The 18,565-nt window shown below is 62.5% G+C and carries 22 protein-coding genes and 1 pseudogene; 14 read left to right on the forward strand and 9 right to left on the reverse strand.

Going from position 1 to position 18,565, the window contains the following annotated elements:
• Position 1: 1 nt before the first annotated feature.
• Together ACWTU8_RS11040 and ACWTU8_RS11045 are read right to left on the reverse strand one after the other, a co-directional pair.
• Positions 2 to 931 (reverse strand): AAA family ATPase, encoded by a 930-nt coding sequence (locus ACWTU8_RS11040; protein ID WP_455848093.1) that lies wholly within the window; start codon positions 929 to 931, stop codon positions 2 to 4.
• Positions 932 to 963: 32 nt separating this feature from the next.
• Complete coding sequence (locus ACWTU8_RS11045; RefSeq protein WP_455848094.1) at positions 964 to 1,458, reverse strand: flavin reductase; 495 nt, start codon at positions 1,456 to 1,458, stop codon at positions 964 to 966.
• A 189-nt stretch (positions 1,459 to 1,647) separates the two neighbouring features.
• Here ACWTU8_RS11045 and ACWTU8_RS11050 point away from each other — a divergent pair, with 189 nt between their 5' ends.
• The gene (locus tag ACWTU8_RS11050) at positions 1,648 to 2,733 is read left to right on the forward strand and encodes a branched-chain amino acid ABC transporter substrate-binding protein (RefSeq protein ID WP_455848095.1); all 1,086 of its coding nucleotides are present in this window, start codon (positions 1,648 to 1,650) and stop codon (positions 2,731 to 2,733) included.
• Complete coding sequence (locus ACWTU8_RS11055; RefSeq protein WP_455848435.1) at positions 2,733 to 3,752, forward strand: P1 family peptidase; 1,020 nt, start codon at positions 2,733 to 2,735, stop codon at positions 3,750 to 3,752. Before ACWTU8_RS11050 ends, ACWTU8_RS11055 begins: the two co-directional genes overlap by 1 nt.
• Positions 3,753 to 3,789: 37 nt before the next feature.
• Here the strand turns inward: ACWTU8_RS11055 and ACWTU8_RS11060 are convergent, their stop codons facing one another.
• A complete protein-coding gene (locus tag ACWTU8_RS11060; RefSeq protein WP_455848096.1) occupies positions 3,790 to 4,044 on the reverse strand; it encodes a DUF2171 domain-containing protein in 255 nt (84 codons plus the stop codon).
• A gap of 140 nt (positions 4,045 to 4,184) precedes the next feature.
• Between ACWTU8_RS11060 and ACWTU8_RS11065 the strand changes: the two genes are divergently transcribed.
• Genes ACWTU8_RS11065 through ACWTU8_RS11080 form a run of 4 tightly spaced genes read left to right on the forward strand, consistent with a single transcriptional unit; the run spans position 4,185 to position 7,361 of the window.
• Entirely contained in the window at positions 4,185 to 4,910 is a 726-nt protein-coding gene (locus tag ACWTU8_RS11065) for a DUF2259 domain-containing protein (protein WP_455848097.1), read from the forward strand.
• Complete coding sequence (locus ACWTU8_RS11070; protein WP_455848098.1) at positions 4,907 to 5,422, forward strand: hypothetical protein; 516 nt, start codon at positions 4,907 to 4,909, stop codon at positions 5,420 to 5,422. Before ACWTU8_RS11065 ends, ACWTU8_RS11070 begins: the two co-directional genes overlap by 4 nt.
• A gap of 59 nt (positions 5,423 to 5,481) precedes the next feature.
• Entirely contained in the window at positions 5,482 to 6,789 is a 1,308-nt protein-coding gene (gene purB, locus ACWTU8_RS11075; RefSeq protein ID WP_455848099.1) for an adenylosuccinate lyase, read from the forward strand.
• Positions 6,789 to 7,361, forward strand: a complete 573-nt coding sequence (locus ACWTU8_RS11080) for an RBBP9/YdeN family alpha/beta hydrolase (RefSeq protein ID WP_455848100.1) — start codon at positions 6,789 to 6,791, stop codon at positions 7,359 to 7,361. Before purB ends, ACWTU8_RS11080 begins: the two co-directional genes overlap by 1 nt.
• 16 nt (positions 7,362 to 7,377) lie before the next feature.
• On the opposite strand, the gene ACWTU8_RS11085 is transcribed toward ACWTU8_RS11080, so the two are convergent.
• A complete protein-coding gene (locus ACWTU8_RS11085) occupies positions 7,378 to 8,190 on the reverse strand; it encodes a VOC family protein (protein WP_455848101.1) in 813 nt (270 codons plus the stop codon).
• Positions 8,191 to 8,439: 249 nt separating this feature from the next.
• Between ACWTU8_RS11085 and ACWTU8_RS11090 the strand changes: the two genes are divergently transcribed.
• On the forward strand, positions 8,440 to 8,988 hold the full coding sequence (locus ACWTU8_RS11090; RefSeq protein WP_455848436.1) for an RBBP9/YdeN family alpha/beta hydrolase: 549 nt from the start codon (positions 8,440 to 8,442) through the stop codon (positions 8,986 to 8,988).
• Positions 8,989 to 9,080: 92 nt separating this feature from the next.
• Here the strand turns inward: ACWTU8_RS11090 and ACWTU8_RS11095 are convergent, their stop codons facing one another.
• The gene (locus ACWTU8_RS11095) at positions 9,081 to 9,854 is read right to left on the reverse strand and encodes an HpcH/HpaI aldolase family protein (protein ID WP_455848102.1); all 774 of its coding nucleotides are present in this window, start codon (positions 9,852 to 9,854) and stop codon (positions 9,081 to 9,083) included.
• Between the two features lie 209 nt (positions 9,855 to 10,063).
• Positions 10,064 to 10,384 carry a DUF1476 domain-containing protein gene (locus ACWTU8_RS11100; protein ID WP_455848103.1) on the reverse strand — a complete coding sequence of 107 codons (321 nt, stop codon included), beginning with the start codon at positions 10,382 to 10,384 and terminating at the stop codon, positions 10,064 to 10,066.
• 278 nt (positions 10,385 to 10,662) lie between these two features.
• Between ACWTU8_RS11100 and purC the strand changes: the two genes are divergently transcribed.
• Genes purC through ACWTU8_RS11120 form a run of 4 tightly spaced genes read left to right on the forward strand, consistent with a single transcriptional unit; the run spans position 10,663 to position 12,874 of the window.
• On the forward strand, positions 10,663 to 11,457 hold the full coding sequence (purC, locus tag ACWTU8_RS11105) for a phosphoribosylaminoimidazolesuccinocarboxamide synthase (protein ID WP_455848104.1): 795 nt from the start codon (positions 10,663 to 10,665) through the stop codon (positions 11,455 to 11,457).
• A 42-nt stretch (positions 11,458 to 11,499) separates the two neighbouring features.
• Positions 11,500 to 11,742: a phosphoribosylformylglycinamidine synthase subunit PurS gene (purS, locus tag ACWTU8_RS11110; protein ID WP_095521871.1), complete on the forward strand. Its 243-nt coding sequence runs from the start codon at positions 11,500 to 11,502 to the stop codon at positions 11,740 to 11,742.
• Between the two features lies 1 nt (position 11,743).
• On the forward strand, positions 11,744 to 12,412 hold the full coding sequence (purQ, locus tag ACWTU8_RS11115; RefSeq protein WP_455848105.1) for a phosphoribosylformylglycinamidine synthase subunit PurQ: 669 nt from the start codon (positions 11,744 to 11,746) through the stop codon (positions 12,410 to 12,412).
• Positions 12,413 to 12,463: 51 nt separating this feature from the next.
• Positions 12,464 to 12,874 (forward strand): hypothetical protein, encoded by a 411-nt coding sequence (locus ACWTU8_RS11120; RefSeq protein WP_029353667.1) that lies wholly within the window; start codon positions 12,464 to 12,466, stop codon positions 12,872 to 12,874.
• A gap of 5 nt (positions 12,875 to 12,879) precedes the next feature.
• Here ACWTU8_RS11120 and ACWTU8_RS11125 read toward each other — a convergent pair.
• Positions 12,880 to 12,954: pseudogene (locus tag ACWTU8_RS11125) on the reverse strand (Pr6Pr family membrane protein); the annotation flags it as partial.
• Positions 12,955 to 13,194: 240 nt separating this feature from the next.
• Entirely contained in the window at positions 13,195 to 13,440 is a 246-nt protein-coding gene (locus ACWTU8_RS11130) for a DUF1127 domain-containing protein (RefSeq protein ID WP_095521644.1), read from the reverse strand.
• A gap of 92 nt (positions 13,441 to 13,532) precedes the next feature.
• Between ACWTU8_RS11130 and ACWTU8_RS11135 the strand changes: the two genes are divergently transcribed.
• The 3 genes from ACWTU8_RS11135 to ACWTU8_RS11145 all read left to right on the forward strand — a co-directional run bounded on the left by ACWTU8_RS11135 (position 13,533) and on the right by ACWTU8_RS11145 (position 17,623).
• Positions 13,533 to 14,945, forward strand: a complete 1,413-nt coding sequence (locus ACWTU8_RS11135; RefSeq protein ID WP_455848106.1) for an aminotransferase-like domain-containing protein — start codon at positions 13,533 to 13,535, stop codon at positions 14,943 to 14,945.
• Positions 14,946 to 15,064: 119 nt separating this feature from the next.
• The gene (gene purL / locus ACWTU8_RS11140) at positions 15,065 to 17,305 is read left to right on the forward strand and encodes a phosphoribosylformylglycinamidine synthase subunit PurL (RefSeq protein ID WP_455848107.1); all 2,241 of its coding nucleotides are present in this window, start codon (positions 15,065 to 15,067) and stop codon (positions 17,303 to 17,305) included.
• An 84-nt stretch (positions 17,306 to 17,389) separates the two neighbouring features.
• A complete protein-coding gene (locus ACWTU8_RS11145; protein ID WP_023674714.1) occupies positions 17,390 to 17,623 on the forward strand; it encodes a BolA/IbaG family iron-sulfur metabolism protein in 234 nt (77 codons plus the stop codon).
• A 22-nt stretch (positions 17,624 to 17,645) separates the two neighbouring features.
• Here the strand turns inward: ACWTU8_RS11145 and ACWTU8_RS11150 are convergent, their stop codons facing one another.
• Positions 17,646 to 18,440 (reverse strand): phosphodiester glycosidase family protein, encoded by a 795-nt coding sequence (locus ACWTU8_RS11150; RefSeq protein WP_455848108.1) that lies wholly within the window; start codon positions 18,438 to 18,440, stop codon positions 17,646 to 17,648.
• Positions 18,441 to 18,565: the final 125 nt, after the last annotated feature.

Here is an 18,565-nt window from a genome sequence, read left to right on the forward strand (position 1 = left end):
CCTACTCCGCCGCCGAAAGCTCGGCCTTCACCTCGTTGAGGATGCGCCGGCCTTCGCCCTGTTCTACACGGGCAATGTCGTCCTGGTATTTCAACAGCACGCCGATCGTGTCGGAAACGGTTTCCGGATCGAGCGCCACCTTGTCGAGTTCGGTCAGCGCGCCGGCCCAGTCGATGGTCTCGGCAACCCCCGGCACCTTGAACAGCTCGATCTGGCGCAGCTTCTGGATGAACGAAACCACCTCTGCCGACAGCCGGCTGTTGGCCTGCGGTACTTTCCTACGCACGATCTCCAGTTCGCGCTCGGCATTCGGATAATCGACCCAGTGATAGAGGCAGCGCCGCTTCAGCGCGTCGTGGATCTCGCGGGTGCGGTTGGTGGTGATGATGACGATCGGCGGCTCCTCGGCCTTGATCGTGCCGAGTTCGGGAACAGTCACCTGGAAATCGGAGAGGATTTCGAGCAGGAACGCCTCGAAGGCCTCGTCAGTGCGGTCTAGCTCGTCGATAAGGAAGACCGGGGCGCCGCCCGCCTTGCCGGTCAGCGCGTCGAGCACCGGGCGGCGGATCAGGTACTTTTCGGAAAAAACGTTACGCTCCATGTCGGAGCGGTCGACCTTGCCGGCCGCCTCCTCCATGCGGATCTCGATCATCTGCGCGGCGTAATTCCACTCGTAGACGGCGGAGGAGACGTCCAGGCCTTCATAGCATTGCAGGCGGATCAGCCGGCGGCCAAGCGCTTGCGCCAGCACCTTGGCGATCTCGGTCTTGCCGACGCCGGCCTCGCCCTCGAGAAACAGCGGCCGCCTCATGCGCAGCGATAAGAACAGGACGGTCGCCAAAGACCGGTCCGCCACATAGTCCGCGCCGGTCAGCAGATCGAGCGTCTCGTCGATCGTCGCCGGCGCGGGGCGCGATTTCAACTCGGTCATTCTCTCTCCGTGGGTGCAGCCATCCAGAGCCTCTACAGAGCGTGATAGCCGCGGTCGTGATAGATCAGCGGCCGCAAATTATCGCCGGTGCGCAGGCCTGTCACCTTGCCAAAAAGCACACGGTGGGTGGCCAGATCCTTGGTGTCGATCAGTTCACAGTCGAACACGGCGAGCGCGCCCTTCAGCGTCGGCGCACCGGTCGAGATCACGTCCCAATCGCCCAACGCGAAACGTTCCCCGACAGGCAGGCCGGTGAGACCGGAAAAGCCGACCGACAGCGCCTCCTGGTCCGAAGCCAGCGTGTTCAAGGCGAACTTGCCGTTCTTCACGAACGGCTCGTTCTTGGGATTTTCGCGATTGAGACAAACCAGGATGGTCGGCGGCGTGTCCGAGACCGAACAGGCTGCAATCACGGTCGCACCGCGCCGGCCGGCGGGGCCATCGGTGGTAACCACATGGACGTGGCCGGCAAAATGGCTCATCGCGTCGCGATAGGCCTGCGGCCCTATGTCGTTCTTCTTCAGCACCGGCGATTTCCATTGGTTTGAAGCGAGGTGAACCCAGCGTTATATATGGCGGCATATTGCATGCCACAAGCGAAGTGGTTGACATGCATCCTGAATTTCGCGTGTTGCGTGAAAGCTGACCAGCCTTTAGGTCTTGGCAGGAAGTGGCGCCGGCAACACGCGACCGGCGCGGAGGAATTCTTCGCACGCATGCGACCCCGGACAATAGGCACGACAACGACAATAGCGGTGCTGGCCTGGCTGTCTCTCGCCGGCGATGCGAACGCTGAGAAGCTGCTGGTCGGTGTCGCAGCACCACTGTCGGGGCCCTCGGCGATCCTCGGCAGGCAGATCGAGGCGGGTGCTGGCCTGGCAGCGGAAGCGAACGATGCCCAGCTCAAGGTTGTCGATGACGCATGTACGGCCGATGGTGGGGCTGCCGCAGCGAGAGAATTCGTTGCGGCGAAAGTCGGCGCGGTCGTCGGCTTCCTCTGCACCGAGGCGATCGAGGCGGCACTGCCGATCCTGAAGGACGCCAACATACCGGTCATCACCGTCGGCGTGCGCACCGAAAGTCTGACCGACCGGCGCGCCAAGACCGGTTGGCCGATCTTTCGGCTTGGGCCGCGCGGCGATGACGAGCGCAACGCCGTCGCCTCCAATCTGACCCGCCGCTGGCAGAACGAACTGTTCGCCATCGTCGACGACGGTACGATTTACGGCCGCGAAATCGCTGAGACGCTTCGGGCGGCAGCCGATCAGGCGGCGCTGAAACCGGTGTTCGTCGACACATTCCGGCCTCAGCTCGACAACCAGATCGGGCTGGTCGGGCGGCTGAGGAAAGCCGGCGCAACGCATGTGTTCGCCGGGGGCGACGGCGAAGACATCGCCATCATGGGCCGCGACGCCGGCCAGCTCGATGCCGGCATCACCTTTGCCGGCGGCGAGGCGCTCCGCACCCCGCCCGGCGACGTGCCTTATGCCACGGGCACGCTGATGATCGCACCGCCCGAATGGGATGATGTCGCCGCCCCCAAGGTGCTCGACAGCTTTGCCGCGCAAAAGATCGTGCCGGAGGGTTACATGCTGCCGGCCTATGCGGCGGTCGAGATCGCCGAGGCGGCGACGGCCCTGGCGGAAACCTCCGGCAATCCACTGGCCGATGCGCTCACCGCGCGCGACTTCAGCACCGCGATCGGACCGATCCGCTTTGACGGCAAGGGCGACTTGACCGAAAACCTCTATCGGGTCTTCCGTTTCAACGGCGCAAATTTCGCGCCGGCGGAGGCCAAATGATGTTTCGGACAGGGCCGCGCAATCTCATCACCGATGTCGCCGGCCTGCGCGTCGGCAACGCTTCCGATGTGAGGCTGAGGTCCGGGGTGACCACCATCGTCTGCGACGTACCTGCGGTGGCCGGTGTCCAGATCCTGGGCGGTGCGCCGGGCACCCGCGAGACCGACCTGCTCGAGCCGCACAATTCGATCGAGGCGATCCATGCTGTGGTGCTTTCGGGTGGTTCGGCCTTCGGTCTCGACGCCGCCTCCGGCGTACAGGCGGCACTGCGTGAAAGGGGCATCGGTGTCGAGGTCGGCGGCTTTCGCGTGCCGATCGTGCCGGCGGCGATCCTGTTCGACCTGCGCAATGGCGGCGACAAGGATTGGGGCCGCTATCCGCCCTACCGCGATCTCGGCTATGAGGCGGCACAGGCTGTCGGCCTCGACTTTGCGCTGGGCACGGTCGGCGCGGGCACCGGTGCGTTGAGTTCCGGCCTCAAGGGCGGCCTCGGCTCGGCCTCGACGGTGCTCGACAGCGGCGTCACCATCGGTGCGCTCGCCGCCGTCAATCCGACCGGCTCGGTGACGATCGCCCAAACCCGCCACTTCTGGGCGGCGCCCTTCGAGATCGGCGGCGAGTTCGGCGGGCTTGGTTATCCCTCGCCTATGCCGGAGAACGCGAAAACGATCCTGCTGAAGTTTCGCGACAAGCGTATCGGGAAACGGACGGAGGTCGGCGGCAACACGACCATCGCCGTCATCGCCACGGACGCCGTCCTCACCAAGGCCGCCGCCAAACGCCTGGCGATATCAGCGCATGACGGCTTCGTGCGCGCCATTTGGCCAACACACACGCCGGCCGACGGCGATCTGGTTTTCGCGCTGGCGACCGGCGAGAGCGGCATCGAGCTCGCGCCCAACGACGCCATCGAGCTTTACGCCGCGGCCGGCGCCACCATGGCGCGCGCCATCAGCCGTGGCGTCTTTGCCGCGACGCCAGCCGACGGCGACCTGTTTCCGGTCTGGTCGTCGCGCTGAATGCCGTAATCAAATGGACCGTAATCAAATGTCGTGATCAGGTGGGGTCGGATTTTTCCTCCTCGAATGTGACCGCAACATCCGAATTTGCCGACAGCCGCACTTTCTGGCCCTCGACTTCGGCTACGAGGCTGAGCGGGATATAGTGGTGATGCCCCCTGTGAGCGCCCTCGCCGCTGTCGCGCTTGGTCAGCTTGATTCGTTGTCCCTCAACTTTGTCGACGGTGCCGACATGGACGCCGTCGGCGCCGATCACTTCCATATGTTCGCGAATGCTGGCTGCACCGGTCATTGTGGGTTCTCCATTTGAAGCTGCCGACATAAACAAATGAGAACGCGATTGGATGCATCGGCTTGTGTCTCAGAGGCGCGACGTTTTGACGACGTCGTGATAGTGATCGAAACAACGCCGGCTGCTCAAACGGAAATCCGATGCAAATCCTTGTCCTGTTTGCCGTTTCCCTCCTCGCCCAGTTTGCAACTTCGCTCGACGCGCATGCCGGCGATGTCGCCGAGCTTGAAATCCTTGGCTTCACTAGTGATGGCGGCGCCTTCGCCTTCGAGGAGTATGGCGTCCAGGACGGATCGGGATTTCCCTATGCCAATCGCTATTACATCAACACAGCCGACGACAGTTTTCTCAAGGGCACACCGATCAGAGTGCGGCTTGACGACGAGAACGCAACGCTTGACGCAGCGCGCCTTGCAGCCCGGCAGAAAGGCGAAGCCATTATCAAGCAGGCGGAATTGACCGCGAATCGCGGCATCTCGGCCGGCTTCAACCCGGTGACCGAACTTTCGGCCGATCCGTTCCGCATGGTAGTCAACCCGCAACCGATCTTTTCGCCGGTCGATGATCCGCTCGAGTTCCGGCTCGACGAGATCGGTATGAACGATACCGAAAACTGCCAGAGCCTGGGCGAGATCAACGGCTTTCGCTTGCTGCGCATCGAAGCGAAAGACGGCGGCAAGACTGAGCTTCTGCACGAGGACAAGTCGATCCCCAAAAGCAGAGGCTGCCCGAACGGCTATCGGATCGGCGCGGTGCAGACATTTTCCTTGCAAAGCCTCAGCGCCTATGCCGTGCTGATCGCGGTGCGCCAGTACGGCTTCGAAGGGCCGGACTATCGCTGGATCGCGGTGACCGGCCGGCTGTGACGCCGCTCCCCGCCTTACACAACCGCCTGGATCGTATCCGCAACGCTTTGCCATCGCCGGGCGTCGCGGTTTGCGGCGCCCTGCCGTGGGCCGCAGCGATGGGCGCCAGCGCGCTTGTCAATCTGCTGTTGGACGACTGGGAGACCCCGGCAAAGATCCGCTTCGTCTCGCTGCTCTATGCGGCCGGCGGTGCGCTCGCCTTTCCGGTTGGCCTGTTCCTGGCGCGGCTCGTCTCGCTCGGACGGCATTGGCAAGTTGCCTTGGCGGCCGCGTTTGTCTGCCTTCTTGCCGCCACGATCGGCTTCACTGGCGGGCTCTTTGCGCTGCAATACCGTTCCTACTATGCCCAGTGGCATGAACCTGCACTGACCATCGCCTGGTCCATCCAGTTCGTGCACACAATGGCGACGGCGTTCTATCAATTCATCGTTCTGGGCATTCGGCTTTATTTTCCGCTCGGTTTCATCGCGCTGGCTCTCGCCAGCATCTGGTTTGCGCGGCAGCAGCGTTGAGGATTTTGTCTGTCTCTGTTAGGACGCGGGCGAACGCCCTCGCAAGTCAGGACTGACGGATGATCCCTCGCTACTCCCGGCCGGAAATGGTGGCCATCTGGTCGCCTGAAACCCGATTCCGCATCTGGTTCGAGATTGAGGCCTACGCTTGCGATGCACTGGCCGAGCTCGGCGTCATCCCGAAGGAGGCCGCCAAAACCATCTGGGAAAAGGGCGGTGCCGCGAAGTTCGACGTCGATGCCATCGACGAGATCGAGCGTGTCACCAAGCACGACGTCATCGCCTTCCTCACTCATCTTAGTGAATTCGTCGGGCCGGATGCCCGCTTCATCCATCAGGGCATGACCTCCTCGGACGTTCTCGACACCTGCTTTGCCGTGCAGCTCACCCGCGCCAGCGACATCCTTCTGGCCGACATCGACGGTCTGCTTGCGGCGCTCAAGCGTCGCGCTTTCGAACACAAGGACACAATCACCATCGGCCGCAGCCACGGCATCCATGCCGAGCCGACCACCTTCGGCGTCAAGCTGGCGCAGGCCTATGCCGAATTCTCGCGCTGCCGCGAGCGGCTGGTGCACGCGCGTGAGGATATTGCGACGTGCGCCATATCAGGTGCTGTCGGCACTTTCGCCAACATCGATCCCTATGTCGAAGAGCATGTGGCGAAGAAACTTGGATTGAAGCCGGAGCCGGTGTCGACGCAGGTGATCCCGCGCGACCGCCACGCGATGTTCTTCGCGACACTCGGTGTCATCGCATCGTCGATCGAACGGCTGGCGATCGAGATCCGCCATCTGCAGCGCACCGAGGTGCTGGAGGCGGAAGAGTATTTTTCGCCCGGACAGAAAGGCTCGTCGGCGATGCCGCACAAGCGTAACCCGGTGCTTGCCGAAAACCTCACCGGGCTTGCGCGCATGGTGCGTTCCTTCGCGCTACCGGCGATGGAGAACGTGGCGCTCTGGCACGAGCGCGATATCTCGCATTCGTCGGTCGAGCGCATGATCGGCCCGGATGCGACCGTGACGCTCGATTTTGCGCTGTCGCGGCTGACCAGTGTCATCGACAGATTGCTCGTCTATCCCGACAACATGCTGAAGAACATGAACAAGTTCCGCGGCCTCGTGCATTCGCAGCGTGTGCTACTGGCGCTGACCCAGGCCGGTGTCAGCCGTGAGGACGCCTACCGGCTGGTGCAGAGAAACGCCATGAAAGTGTGGGAGCAGAGTGCTGATTTCCTTGACGAACTTTTGGCTGACAAAGAGGTCACCGCAGCCTTGCCCGAAGCCGAGATCCGCGAGAAATTCGACTTGGACTATCATACCAAACAAGTCGACACGATCTTCAAGCGCGTGTTCGGAGAAGCGTGATGATTTCGGCGGCCGGAGATTTCGATTTTCTCGCCCTGCCGGGCCGCGGCAATTCCGGGCCAGATCACTGGATGTCGCATTGGTGCCGGGCGTTCCCCAATTCTAGCCGCGTGCTGCAGGCCGAATGGGACAGGCCCAACCCTGAGGACTGGATCGGCCGGGTGGACGCAGCGATTGCCGCAGCACCTCGGCGCGTGGTGCTGCTTGCGCACTCGCTGGCGGTGGCGACGGCAGTGAAGTGGGCGGCCGGCGCCAGCGAAAGCCAACTCAACAAGGTTGCGGGCGCATTGCTGGTTGCCGCAACCAATGTCGAGAATCCTGATCCTTCCTTCGACCTTGTTCGTCCATTTGCGCCGATGCCGCTGAAACGCTTGCCATTTCCGACCTTGGTGGTGGCAAGCCGCACCGATCCGCGCGTCACCTTCGACCAGGCAACGGCCTTCGCCGCTGCCTGGGGCGCGGACCTCGCCGATGCCGGCGATCTCGGCCATATGGGAAACGAGACCCACCTCGGCCTTTGGCCGGCGGGCCTGCTCATGCTCGGCCGCCTGCTGGAAAAGGCCCGGCTCTAACAGGCTTCCGAAACGCTCAGGCCTTGCCGGGAACGGTCCTGATCACCGTGCCCCATGGATCCTCGCGGGTCGTTGCATCGGTCACGTTGTCCGAACGCATTTCGACCCAGGCCAGGCCGGACCGGGACGGATCGCGACGACCGGCGCCGGCGCTCTGCCACGCATTGGCGCCGATGTGGTGGTGGTAGCCGCCTGACGACAGGAACACCGCCGCACCGCCATATTTCGCCACCGTATCGAAGCCGAACTCCTGGTGCCACCACGTCTCAGCATCTTCCGGCCGACCGACGCGCAGGTGGACGTGGCCGATGATGCTGTTGTCCGGCATGCCCTGCCAGCCGGCATCGCCGGCCGGCACTTCTGCGACGACAGAGGGGATATTCATCCGTTCGGTCGCCATCGCCACCTTGTCGCCATTCCATTTCCAGTCCTCATGGCGGCGGTCGGCATAGATTTCGATACCGTTGCCTTCCGGGTCGGTCAGGTAAAGCGCCTCGCTGACCAGATGGTCCGACGCGCCTTCGATGTCGATCTTGTTGGCGATGGCATGATTGATCCAGCGACCGAGATCAGCCCGGCTGGGCAGCAGGAAAGCCGTGTGGAAGAGGCCGGCGCTGCGCGGATCGTCGGGTTTCGCCGCTGCATCCGCCTCAATGTCGAGCAAGGGACGATTGGCGGCGCCGAGCGTGATCGCGCCGCCGGCGCGGCTCAGTTCCCGCAGACCGACGGCGTTGCGATAGTAAGCGGCCAGGCTTTCGGCATTTCGCGCGCGCAACCCGACGCGGGCAACGCTGACCGGGGTCGTGGCGGCAAAAGGCAGTTCGCTCATCAAAATCTCCGTTCGGGCGGCCCTCGACGAGATCCCCAAAGCCAGGACCCCTGTGCCACCGATCATTGTACGTCGTGTCAGTCCCAAAATCCTGGTTTCCTTACACGACTGTTTCTTTTCCTGACGACAGATCGTCGATCGCGATCGTTCACACAAGGCGGCAAGAAGCGAACATGGTGTTCACAATTGTGGGCAATCGCACCGATAATCGCGGTTGCACGAAACCGTGTCGCTCGCTACATGCGCGCCATGAAAGTCAGGGATGCAGACATTCTCATCGTGCCGGGCTACACCAATTCCGGCCCCGACCATTGGCAGAGCCGCTGGCAGTCGAAATTGTCGACGGCGCGCCGTGTCGAGCAGGCGGAATGGTCGAAGCCGGTGCGCGAAGACTGGACGGCGAGCGTGGCGAAGGCGGTCAACGAGGCCGAACGGCCGGTCGTTTTCGTCGCGCATTCGCTGGGCGTCGCCGCCGTAGTCCAGGCAATGCCGCAGTTCCAGCGCCGGGTCGCCGGAGCCTTCTTCGTGGCGCCGCCCGACGTCGCCAATCCTAGGATAAAACCAAGGCACCTGATGACCTTCGGTCCCTATCCGCGCGAGCCGCTGGCATTTCCTTCGGTGGTGATCGCCAGCCGCAACGACCCGTTCTGCACGTTCGAGGTGGCCGAGGACATTGCCGGCGCCTGGGGCTCACTGTTCATCGATGCCGGCGATGCCGGCCATCTCAATGCCGATTCCGGCTTCGGGCCGTGGCCCGAAGGATCGATGACGTTCGCCAAGTTCCTGACGGATCTTTAGTGCATGTCGCCCAAAAATGCGCAGCGGTTTTGGGACAACGACATGCATAAAACAAGGATTAAGCGCGTTGCATCCCTTCAACGCGACGCGCTTTAGGACCCGATCGAGTCCTTGACGCTCTTCAGCAGGGTTTTTGCCCCCAGACCGATCAGCGCGTGCTCGGAGCCCATCGCCAGCAGCCGATAGCCCATCGACACCACACGGCCGGCGATGGCCGGCTCGACGACGTAGATTGCGGCATGCTTGCCGGCCTTGCGTGTCCGCTCGGCGATCGAGGCAACGGTTTCCATCATGCTTTCGAGCGTCGAGTTGACGGCGGCGCCGTTCGACCAGGCAATCGAGAAATCCGAGGGGCCGAGGAAGATGCCATCGATACCCTGCGTGTCGAGGATGCCGTCGAGCGCATCGAGGGCGGCGTGCGTTTCGACCATGGCGAAGGCCATGGTGCGCTCGTTGCTGTCGCGCAGCCAGTCGGCATAGTCGCCCTTGCCATGACGCGGAAAGGCATAAGTCGGGCCCCAGGAGCGCTCGCCGAGTGGCGGGTACTTCATGGCGGCGGCAAACAGCCGCGCGTCCGCCACCGAATTCACCATCGGCGCAATCACCGCCTCGGCGCCGAAATCGAGCGCGCGGCTGGCCATGTCGAAGCGGCCGACCGGAATGCGCACCAGCGCCGGTTTGTTGGCGGCCAGCACCGGCCCAAGGCCGCGCAGCACGCTGTCCTCGTGATGTCCGCCATGCTGCATATCGAGGGTGACGGCATCGAAACCCTGTCTGGCAAGAATCTCGACCGTCAGGGCATCAGGCACGCCGGACCATGCGGTGCACAACGTTTCATCGGCCGCAAGGCGTGACTTGAGGGACATTGGCGCCTTCCTTAATCGCTCTCGCATCGGCCCAAAATCGGCAAGCCCGACGCGAGGAGTCATGTTTGAGAGCGTACTTTGTGCGTCCGAATGGATGCATGTCGCTCTAATGCAGTTCAGCCGGAAACAGCTGCAAAGGCAAAGAAAAACCGCCCGGAGAGACTGGGCGGTCGATTGGTCCAGCGTATCGATTGGCTCAGAGCAAGGGATCAGGTGTTCTTGATCTGCTCGATCGCCTGCGCCATCAGATCGTCCATGGTGCGGCGAATCTGATGGTCCGACTGGACGACCCCGGCCTCGTCGAAATCCTTGCGTATCTTGCGGAACACGTCGTGATCGCCGGCTTCCTCGATGTCGGCGAGGACCACCTGCTTGGCATAGGCTTCGGCGTCGGCCCCGGCCTTGCCGAGCTTTTCGGCGGCCCACAGGCCGAGCGCCTTGTTGCGGCGGGCCGCGGCCTTGAACCGGAGCTCCTCGTCGATTGCGAACTTGCGCTCGAAGCCCTCCTCGCGATCTTTCATGCTGCTCATGGCATCCCTCCGGTCAAATCCGATTCGTTGGCAGTTGGAATATTTGTATTGCCGCAGCACAAACCAAAAGCCCGCGGGCCGGTCAATATGGTATGTCACTTGCTGCGCTGCGGCATTTCATTCCCGAAAGCGGTTGATTGAAAGGATTTGCCGATTGAGCAAACAGTGCGATTGGGATAGACACCGGCATTGAACCCCTACCGTTGCCGCACTAATTTAGGCAGACGGACAGGAACTGGCCGCTTGCCGCCTGCCCGGAAATCCAGAGAAAAGATCAGATGAAAAATCGCCGCCGCATTTATGAAGGCAAGGCCAAGATCCTCTATGAGGGCCCTGAGCCGGGAACACTGATCCAGTTCTTCAAGGACGACGCGACCGCTTTCAACAAGAAGAAGCACGAAATCGTCGATGGCAAGGGCGTGCTCAACAACCGCATTTCCGAGCACATCTTCAACCATCTCAACCGGATGGGCATTCCGACTCACTTCATCCGCCGGCTCAACATGCGCGAGCAGCTGATCAAGGAAGTCGAGATCCTCCCGCTCGAAGTGGTGGTGCGCAATGTCGCCGCCGGTTCGCTGGCCAAGCGTCTTGGCATCGAGGAAGGCACCGTGCTGCCGCGCTCGATCATCGAATTCTATTACAAGGCCGACGCGCTCGACGACCCGATGGTGTCTGAAGAGCACATCACCGCTTTTGGCTGGGCGAGCCCGCAGGAGATCGACGACGTCATGGCGCTGGCCATCCGTGTCAACGATTTCCTCTCCGGCTTGTTCATGGGCGTCGGCATCCAGCTCGTCGACTTCAAGATCGAGTGCGGCCGCCTGTTCGAGGGCGACATGATGCGCATCGTCGTTGCCGACGAGATCTCGCCGGACTCCTGCCGTCTGTGGGACGTGGCGACCCAGGACAAGCTCGACAAGGACCGTTTCCGCCGCGACATGGGAGGGCTGGTCGAAGCCTATCAAGAAGTCGCCCGCCGCCTCGGCATCATGAACGAAAACGAGCCGCCGCGTCCCGCCGGACCAGTGCTCGTCGCCTCTACCGATGGCGTCAAAGGCAAGCCGCACTGAGATTCTTTGCCGCTCAACACTTCGAACAGGAGCATGTCCAGCGTGATCAAGGCCCGCATTACCGTAACCCTCAAGAATGGCGTGCTCGACCCGCAAGGCAAGGCGATCGAGCATGCGCTGTCCGGGATGGGCTTTGACGGCGTCGGCCAGGTGCGGCAGGGCAAGGTTTTCGACGTCGAGCTCTCCGAGAGCGACAAGGCCAAGGCGGAGGCCGATCTCAAGGCGATGTGCGACAAGCTTCTGGCGAATACGGTGATCGAGAATTACGCAGTGGAGATCGCCTGAGGTGAAATCAGCCGTCGTTCTTCTGCCTGGCCTCAACCGCGACCGCGACATGATCGCGGCGCTGACCAAGATTTCGGGAACGCCACCGGTCACCGTTTGGCAGACCGACAGCGAAATCCCCGATGTCGATCTGATCACCATCCCCGGCGGCTTTTCCTTCGGCGACTATCTGCGCTGCGGCGCCATTGCGGCGCGTATGCCGGTGATGCGGGCGGTCGCCGAAAAGGCAGCCAAAGGCGTGATGGTCATCGGGGTCTGCAACGGATTCCAGATCCTGGTAGAGGCCGGCCTGCTGCCGGGCGCCTTGATGCGCAACACCTCGCTGAAATTCGTCTGCCGGCAAGTCAAGCTGCAGATCGCCAACGCCAACACGATGTTCACCCGTCGCTATCAGCCGGGTCAGATCATCCGCTCGCCGGTGGCGCATCACGACGGCAATTACTTTGCCGACGCCGAGACGCTTCGCAGGCTCGAAGGCGAAGGGCAGGTCGTGTTCCGCTATGCCGAAGGCACCAACCCCAACGGCTCGATCAACGACATTGCCGGCATCATCAACGGCCAGGGCAACGTGCTTGGCCTGATGCCGCATCCCGAGAACCTGATCGAAGCAGCGCATGGCGGCAGCGACGGCCGGGCGCTGTTCGAAAGTGCCCTCGGCATCGCCGCTTGATATCCTCAGCGCTCATACCTTTTCCCAACTCGAAATAGGCGCCGCCTGACCATGAGACAGACGATTGCCCGCCTCGCTCTCGTCGCCACCGCCGGCCTTGTGCTCGCCTCCTGCCAATCGAAGCCGAAGAGCGCACCGGCGCCTTCGGGCAAGAGTGCGGCGCTGCTTGCCATGGAACAGGTGGCGATCGCCGCTCACAAATGCTGGATCGCCAGCAAGGATCCCGCCTTCAGGCCCTATCAGATGGCCAATGAGCTGAATTCGTTCACCGGCACGCCGCGCTTCCTGTTGGTCCCAGCCAAGCATTATGGCGCAAAGCCGTTGCTGGTCGTGCAGGCGCAAGGCAATTCACGCCGGGTGGACGTGTACGGTCCGCTGATGGCCGAACCGCTCGGTGCGCGCATCGGCTCGGACATCGCCCGTTGGCAGACAGGCAACCCGGCCTGCGGTGTGGCTGCGTAGCGTGCCATCGACGCCGGAATGGTGATGCAGATTTGCAGGACGAGCGTGGCCAGGCCTATGACCAAACCGGCGATTTGCAGGAAGCGGCCATGACGGCCTAATGCACTGGCGCGCCGATATCAGGCGAAGAGTCCTAACGGCGCCGCCGGCGTCGCCGTCTCGGCGCTCGGCATCACCGGGCTTTTTCTGGTGCTGTGCATAGTCGCCGTACTTGCAGACCGCGGCGTCTCACGGATGAGGAGCCACGGTAACGATCAAGGCACGAAAAGGCGTCCTAAGACCGCGTCTTCTTAAGGATGCACACAAGCTTGATGCATCTTTCAGTCCCAGAACCGCCTCAGACCCTCTCGGTGGGCCTCGCAGCGCGAGATGCCGATATCCTTGAGCTGATCGTCGGTCATCTCCAGCAATGCCAGCCGGCTTCGCCGGCGATCCAGCAGGCTGCCGATCCGGCTCGCGAGTGACCTGACCGTGCGCACCAGGCGACGGACATAACCTTGCCGGCCCGACGGACCGACTCCGAGCAATTCAGCTCTCGTGTAACGGATTGTATCGATTGCAGCCATTTTCTTGCTACCAGAATTCGAGATTGTACCCTTTTGTTGCGCAATCCATATGTATTGACTCTCAATTCGGTGCAATATAGAAAATTGTCACCATGACAAATTGGCTACCCGACCTTACGTCCGGCTCCGGACCCCTCTACCAGCGGCTTGCAGATTCCATTGAAACCGACATCGACCGCGGCGTTATCGATGCGGGGGCAAAACTGCCGCCGCAACGCGACCTGGCTTATGACATCGGAACAACTGTCGGCACGGTCGGTCGGGCCTACCAATTGTTGCGCGAACGGGGGCTGGTGAGCGGCGAAGTCGGGCGCGGAACCTATGTTCTGGGCCGGCATGAGACCAAGACCGATCTGCTGGCATCCGACCCACATGTGGAAGGCACGCGCTATATCGATGCGCCTCGCGGTAAGTTGCGCTTCGACAGCACGGCTGCGCCGGATATTGGCCAGGGCGCCATTGTCGCCGATGTGCTCTCGCGCACGGCGCAGGACCATCGGTATGAGATTTCAAGCTATACGCGGGATTTTCCGGACCGCTGGTTCGAGGCCGGTTGCAGCTGGCTCTCGCGAAATTCGTTTCGCCCGAGCCCTGACGGCATCGTACCGACGCTCGGCACCCATGCGGCGGTTATGGCGGCGATTGCCGCGCTCACCACGCCTGGCGACTATATCGTCTTCGAGCACCTCACCTATTCGCAGATTTCACGCAGCGCCGGCCTGATCGGCCGCCGGACCGCGCTGGTGACGTCTGACGACGAAGGACTAGACCCAGAGGATTTCGAGCGCGTCTGCGCGCAAAAACATCCGAAAATGATGTTCCTGATGCCGACGGCCAAGAACCCCACACTGGTGACGCTGTCGGCAACACGCCGCGAGGCGATCGCGCGCGTCGCGCGCGAATACAATGTCATCCTGATCGAGGACGATCTCTATGGCGATCTGACCGACGACCCGACCCCGCTATTGGCCGAATATGCCCCCGAACGGACCATCGTTGCCGGGGGCCTGTCGAAATCCGTCGCGGCTGGTGTTCGCGGCGGCTGGCTCGCCTGTCCACCGGCCTATCGCCACCGGATCCGGGTCGCTCACAAGATGCTGACGGGTGGCCTCCCCTTCCTGCTGGCGGAAGTGTGTAGCCGGCTGGTTCTGTCCGGCCAGGCCAGCGAGATGCGCAATCGCAGCATCGTCGAGATCAACGCGCGCATCGCGATCGTGCGCGAGACGCTGGCCGGGTTCGACTTCAAGGCAGTGGACAATGTGCCCTTTGTCTGGCTCACCCTGCCTGATCCATGGCTTTCCGGCACCTTCAAGAATGCCTGTCTCGAACATGGCGTGCTCATCGATGATGAGGACGAGTTCAAGGCGGGACGTTCCGAGCAGGTTTTCCACGGCGTGCGTTTTGGCGTTTCGCAGCCGAGTCGGCGAGAGGACATCGCGGGCGGCGTCGGCGTGATAAGGCGGCTTCTCGACGAGGGCCGCGCCGGATACGACAGTTTCTCCTGAACCGGCTTGAAACCGGCGGGTCGAGTGGGCTTTCCATCGTTTTTCGTCGCTTGATGGGTGTATCGGCCTTCGCGCTTGCGATAAGAGGGGACTCGATCCAAGGATATAAATTGCCGCCCATGACCATTTCCAATTCCGTGCCGATCACTCCGGAACTCATTGCCGCGCACGGGCTGAAGCCCGACGAGTATCAACGCATCCTCGACCTGGTCGGGCGCGAGCCGAGCTTTACCGAGCTTGGCATCTTCTCGGCGATGTGGAACGAGCATTGTTCCTATAAATCCTCGAAGAAGTGGCTGCGCACGCTGCCGACCACAGGACCGCAGGTCATCCAGGGACCGGGTGAGAATGCCGGCGTGGTCGACATCGGCGACGGCGACTGCGTCGTCTTCAAGATGGAGAGCCACAACCACCCCTCCTACATCGAGCCCTATCAGGGGGCGGCGACCGGCGTCGGCGGCATCCTGCGCGATGTCTTCACCATGGGCGCGCGGCCGATCGCGGCGATGAACGCGCTGCGCTTCGGTGCGCCGGACCATCCCAAGACCAAACACCTCGTTGCCGGCGTCGTTTCCGGCGTCGGCGGCTACGGCAATTCCTTCGGCGTGCCGACGGTCGGCGGTGAGGTCAATTTCGACGCGCGCTACAATGGCAACATCCTGGTCAACGCCTTCGCGGCGGGGCTCGCCAAGACCGATGCGATCTTTCTGTCGGAGGCGAAGGGCGTCGGTCTGCCGGTCGTCTATCTCGGCGCCAAGACCGGCCGCGACGGTGTCGGCGGCGCAACCATGGCCTCGGCCGAATTCGACGACAAGATCGACGAGAAGCGGCCCACCGTTCAGGTCGGCGACCCGTTCACCGAAAAATGCCTGCTCGAAGCCTGCCTCGAGCTGATGGCGTCCGGTGCCGTCATCGCCATCCAGGACATGGGGGCTGCCGGTCTCACCTGCTCGGCGGTCGAGATGGGCGCCAAGGGCGACCTCGGCATCGAGCTCGACCTCGACAAGGTGCCGGTGCGCGAGGAGCGCATGAGCGCCTATGAGATGATGCTGTCGGAGAGCCAGGAGCGTATGCTGATGGTGCTGCGCCCCGAAAAGGAAAAGGAAGCCGAGGGGATCTTCCACAAATGGGGCCTCGACTTCGCCATCGTCGGCAAGACCACCGACGATCTGCGCTTTCGCGTGCTGCATCAGGGCGACGAAGTCGCCAATCTGCCGATCAAAGACCTTGGCGACCAGGCGCCGGAATATGACCGTCCCTGGGCCGAGCCGAAGAAGCCGGCGCCCCTGGCTGCCAGCGATGCCCCACAAGCGGACATCGCCGAGGCTTTGTTGAAACTGCTCGGCGGACCCGACCTTTCATCGCGCCGCTGGGTATGGGAGCAGTACGACACGCTGATTCAGGGCAATTCGCTGCAGCTTCCGGGCGGCGATGCCGGCGTGGTGCGCGTCGAAGGTCATCCGACCAAAGCGCTCGCCTTCTCGTCCGACGTGACGCCGCGCTATTGCGAGGCCGACCCTTACGAGGGTGGCAAGCAGGCGGTGGCCGAATGCTGGCGCAACCTTACCGCCACCGGCGCCCTGCCGCTCGCGGCCACCGACAATCTCAATTTCGGCAATCCGGAACGGCCCGAGATCATGGGCCAGTTGGTCGGCGCCGTGAAAGGCATTGGCGACGCCTGCCGTGCTCTCGGCTTTCCGATCGTCTCCGGCAATGTCTCGCTGTACAACGAAACCAACGGGCAAGGCATCTTGCCGACGCCGACCATCGGCGGCGTCGGACTGATCGCCGACTGGTCCAAAATGGCACAGATCGGCTTTGCCGCCGAGGGCCAGATGATCCTACTGGTCGGCGCGCCGTCCATGTGGGGAACGCATCTCGCGCAGTCGGCCTACCTGCGCGACATTCATGGCCGCACCGACGGCCCGCCGCCGCCGGTCGACCTCGACCATGAAAAGCGCGTCGGCGACCATGTACGCGCCCTGATCGCCTCCGGCGTCGTTACCGCTGCACATGACGTTTCCGATGGTGGCATTGCGGTCGCGCTGGCCGAGATGGCGATGGCGTCCGGCATCGGCGCGACCGTCCCCGGCCTGGTCGGGACCGATCCGATCCCGGTCTGGTTCGGCGAGGATCAGGGCCGCTATCTCTTGACGCTGTCGATCGATCCGCAGAGCGATGAATGGGATGCAATTCGCGAACAGCAAAGTAAGCTCGGCATCTTTGCGCCGTGGATCGGCTCGACCGGCGGTAGTGACCTGAAACTCGGCGAGGCACGGGCGATCCCTGTCGGCGAATTGACCGCTGCCCACGAATCCTGGTTTCCTCGCTTCATGGGAAATGAGCTCGTGGACCCGTGATATGATCGAGTGGGGCCGTTTGGGTGGTCCATCCGCCATTTCGATCATATCTATGAGATCACGACCTGAACAAGGAATCCTCGCATGGCAATGGATGCGCACGACATCGAACGGCTAATCAAGGAAGGCATTCCGGACGCCAAGGTGACGATTCGCGACCTGGCCGGCGACGGTGACCATTATGCGGCCGAGGTGGTGGCCGAGAGCTTTCGCGGAAAAAGCCGCGTCCAGCAGCATCAGATGGTCTATGACGCATTGAAGGGCAATATGGGCGGCGTGCTGCACGCGCTCGCTTTGCAGACCAGCGTGCCGGACTGAGGGTTTCGCCTCCAACCCCTCGTCACTTTTTCGCCGAGACGGCAATGATCGGCCCTGCAGGATAGTTTCCGCCGACGATCATCCTCTCGCCATTCGACAGCGCCGAAACCACGCCGTCGAAGAAAAGTGCGTTGGGGCAATGCAGCGCATCACGGAACAGGCGTGCAAAGCTGCCGAGACTGACTTGCGAGCGTGAGATCGCCAGCACGACCGTGTCTTCGTCACGCACGCCGACGCCATTGCGGATGTGACGCGACGTGCCGTTCGCCTCGAAGCGAGGATGAAGCCGGCCGTCGATCACCAGCATCGGGCCGGATTGCGTGGCGAACGCCACGTCCGGCTTGGCGGCGGCATAGGCGTTCGTTTCCATGACCGCCGCCAAGCCGTCGTTCCGAACCAGGAACACGCCATTCGGCTTCAGGAAGAAATTGCCTTCGCTATCAGCGAGGTTGAGCGGCGCCATCTCGCGACCATTTTCGACGAGAAGGCCGACCGGCGTCAGGTCCTCATGATACATGCCGGCGTTCATGGCGAGCAGCACCGGCCTGCCCTCGCCCGACATCGCCCTGTCGAATTTGTCCAGCGAGCCGAAAGCTTTGCCGTCTGCGCCGGCGTGGAAGACAGCAACGTCGTAGCTGCGAAGATCGATCTCGCAGACGATATAGGGGATCGCCTCGAAATTCAGGTCCCGGCATGGCCCGGGCAGTTTGCCGCCGACGGTGACAGGCGGATGCTCCGATGGCCTGAACCACCAGATCAAGGCCAGCGCAACGAGCAGAACCCCAATCAGGATTGCCGCGCTAAGTCGCCTTTTCATCGCTTCCTTAGGAAATAGCTGGCCGATGCTCTTGGCCCAATATCAGGCCATCCTTTGCGCCATTTGCGTGACGATGCGGCAAACGTCTTGTTTCGGGCAACCTATGGGTTTATTTGAAGGGTATG

The organism is Mesorhizobium sp. BHbdii (genome assembly GCF_053848045.1).

Excerpts from the sequence above, each read along its gene's own strand:
- ACWTU8_RS11150 (WP_455848108.1), bottom strand. The coding sequence starts at position 18,440 with ATGAAAAGGCGACTTAGCGCGGCAATCCTGATTGGGGTTCTGCTCGTT.
- ACWTU8_RS11095 (WP_455848102.1), bottom strand. The coding sequence starts at position 9,854 with ATGTCCCTCAAGTCACGCCTTGCGGCCGATGAAACGTTGTGCACCGCA.
- ACWTU8_RS11130 (WP_095521644.1), bottom strand. The coding sequence starts at position 13,440 with ATGGCTGCAATCGATACAATCCGTTACACGAGAGCTGAATTGCTCGGA.
- ACWTU8_RS11040 (WP_455848093.1), bottom strand. The coding sequence starts at position 931 with ATGACCGAGTTGAAATCGCGCCCCGCGCCGGCGACGATCGACGAGACG.
- ACWTU8_RS11135 (WP_455848106.1), top strand. The coding sequence starts at position 13,533 with ATGACAAATTGGCTACCCGACCTTACGTCCGGCTCCGGACCCCTCTAC.
- ACWTU8_RS11055 (WP_455848435.1), top strand. The coding sequence starts at position 2,733 with ATGTTTCGGACAGGGCCGCGCAATCTCATCACCGATGTCGCCGGCCTG.
- purL (WP_455848107.1), top strand. The coding sequence starts at position 15,065 with ATGACCATTTCCAATTCCGTGCCGATCACTCCGGAACTCATTGCCGCG.
- ACWTU8_RS11060 (WP_455848096.1), bottom strand. The coding sequence starts at position 4,044 with ATGACCGGTGCAGCCAGCATTCGCGAACATATGGAAGTGATCGGCGCC.
- ACWTU8_RS11085 (WP_455848101.1), bottom strand. The coding sequence starts at position 8,190 with ATGAGCGAACTGCCTTTTGCCGCCACGACCCCGGTCAGCGTTGCCCGC.
- purB (WP_455848099.1), top strand. The coding sequence starts at position 5,482 with ATGATCCCTCGCTACTCCCGGCCGGAAATGGTGGCCATCTGGTCGCCT.
- ACWTU8_RS11065 (WP_455848097.1), top strand. The coding sequence starts at position 4,185 with ATGCAAATCCTTGTCCTGTTTGCCGTTTCCCTCCTCGCCCAGTTTGCA.
- ACWTU8_RS11050 (WP_455848095.1), top strand. The coding sequence starts at position 1,648 with ATGCGACCCCGGACAATAGGCACGACAACGACAATAGCGGTGCTGGCC.
- ACWTU8_RS11080 (WP_455848100.1), top strand. The coding sequence starts at position 6,789 with ATGATTTCGGCGGCCGGAGATTTCGATTTTCTCGCCCTGCCGGGCCGC.
- purC (WP_455848104.1), top strand. The coding sequence starts at position 10,663 with ATGAAAAATCGCCGCCGCATTTATGAAGGCAAGGCCAAGATCCTCTAT.
- ACWTU8_RS11090 (WP_455848436.1), top strand. The coding sequence starts at position 8,440 with ATGAAAGTCAGGGATGCAGACATTCTCATCGTGCCGGGCTACACCAAT.
- ACWTU8_RS11145 (WP_023674714.1), top strand. The coding sequence starts at position 17,390 with ATGGCAATGGATGCGCACGACATCGAACGGCTAATCAAGGAAGGCATT.
- ACWTU8_RS11120 (WP_029353667.1), top strand. The coding sequence starts at position 12,464 with ATGAGACAGACGATTGCCCGCCTCGCTCTCGTCGCCACCGCCGGCCTT.
- ACWTU8_RS11100 (WP_455848103.1), bottom strand. The coding sequence starts at position 10,384 with ATGAGCAGCATGAAAGATCGCGAGGAGGGCTTCGAGCGCAAGTTCGCA.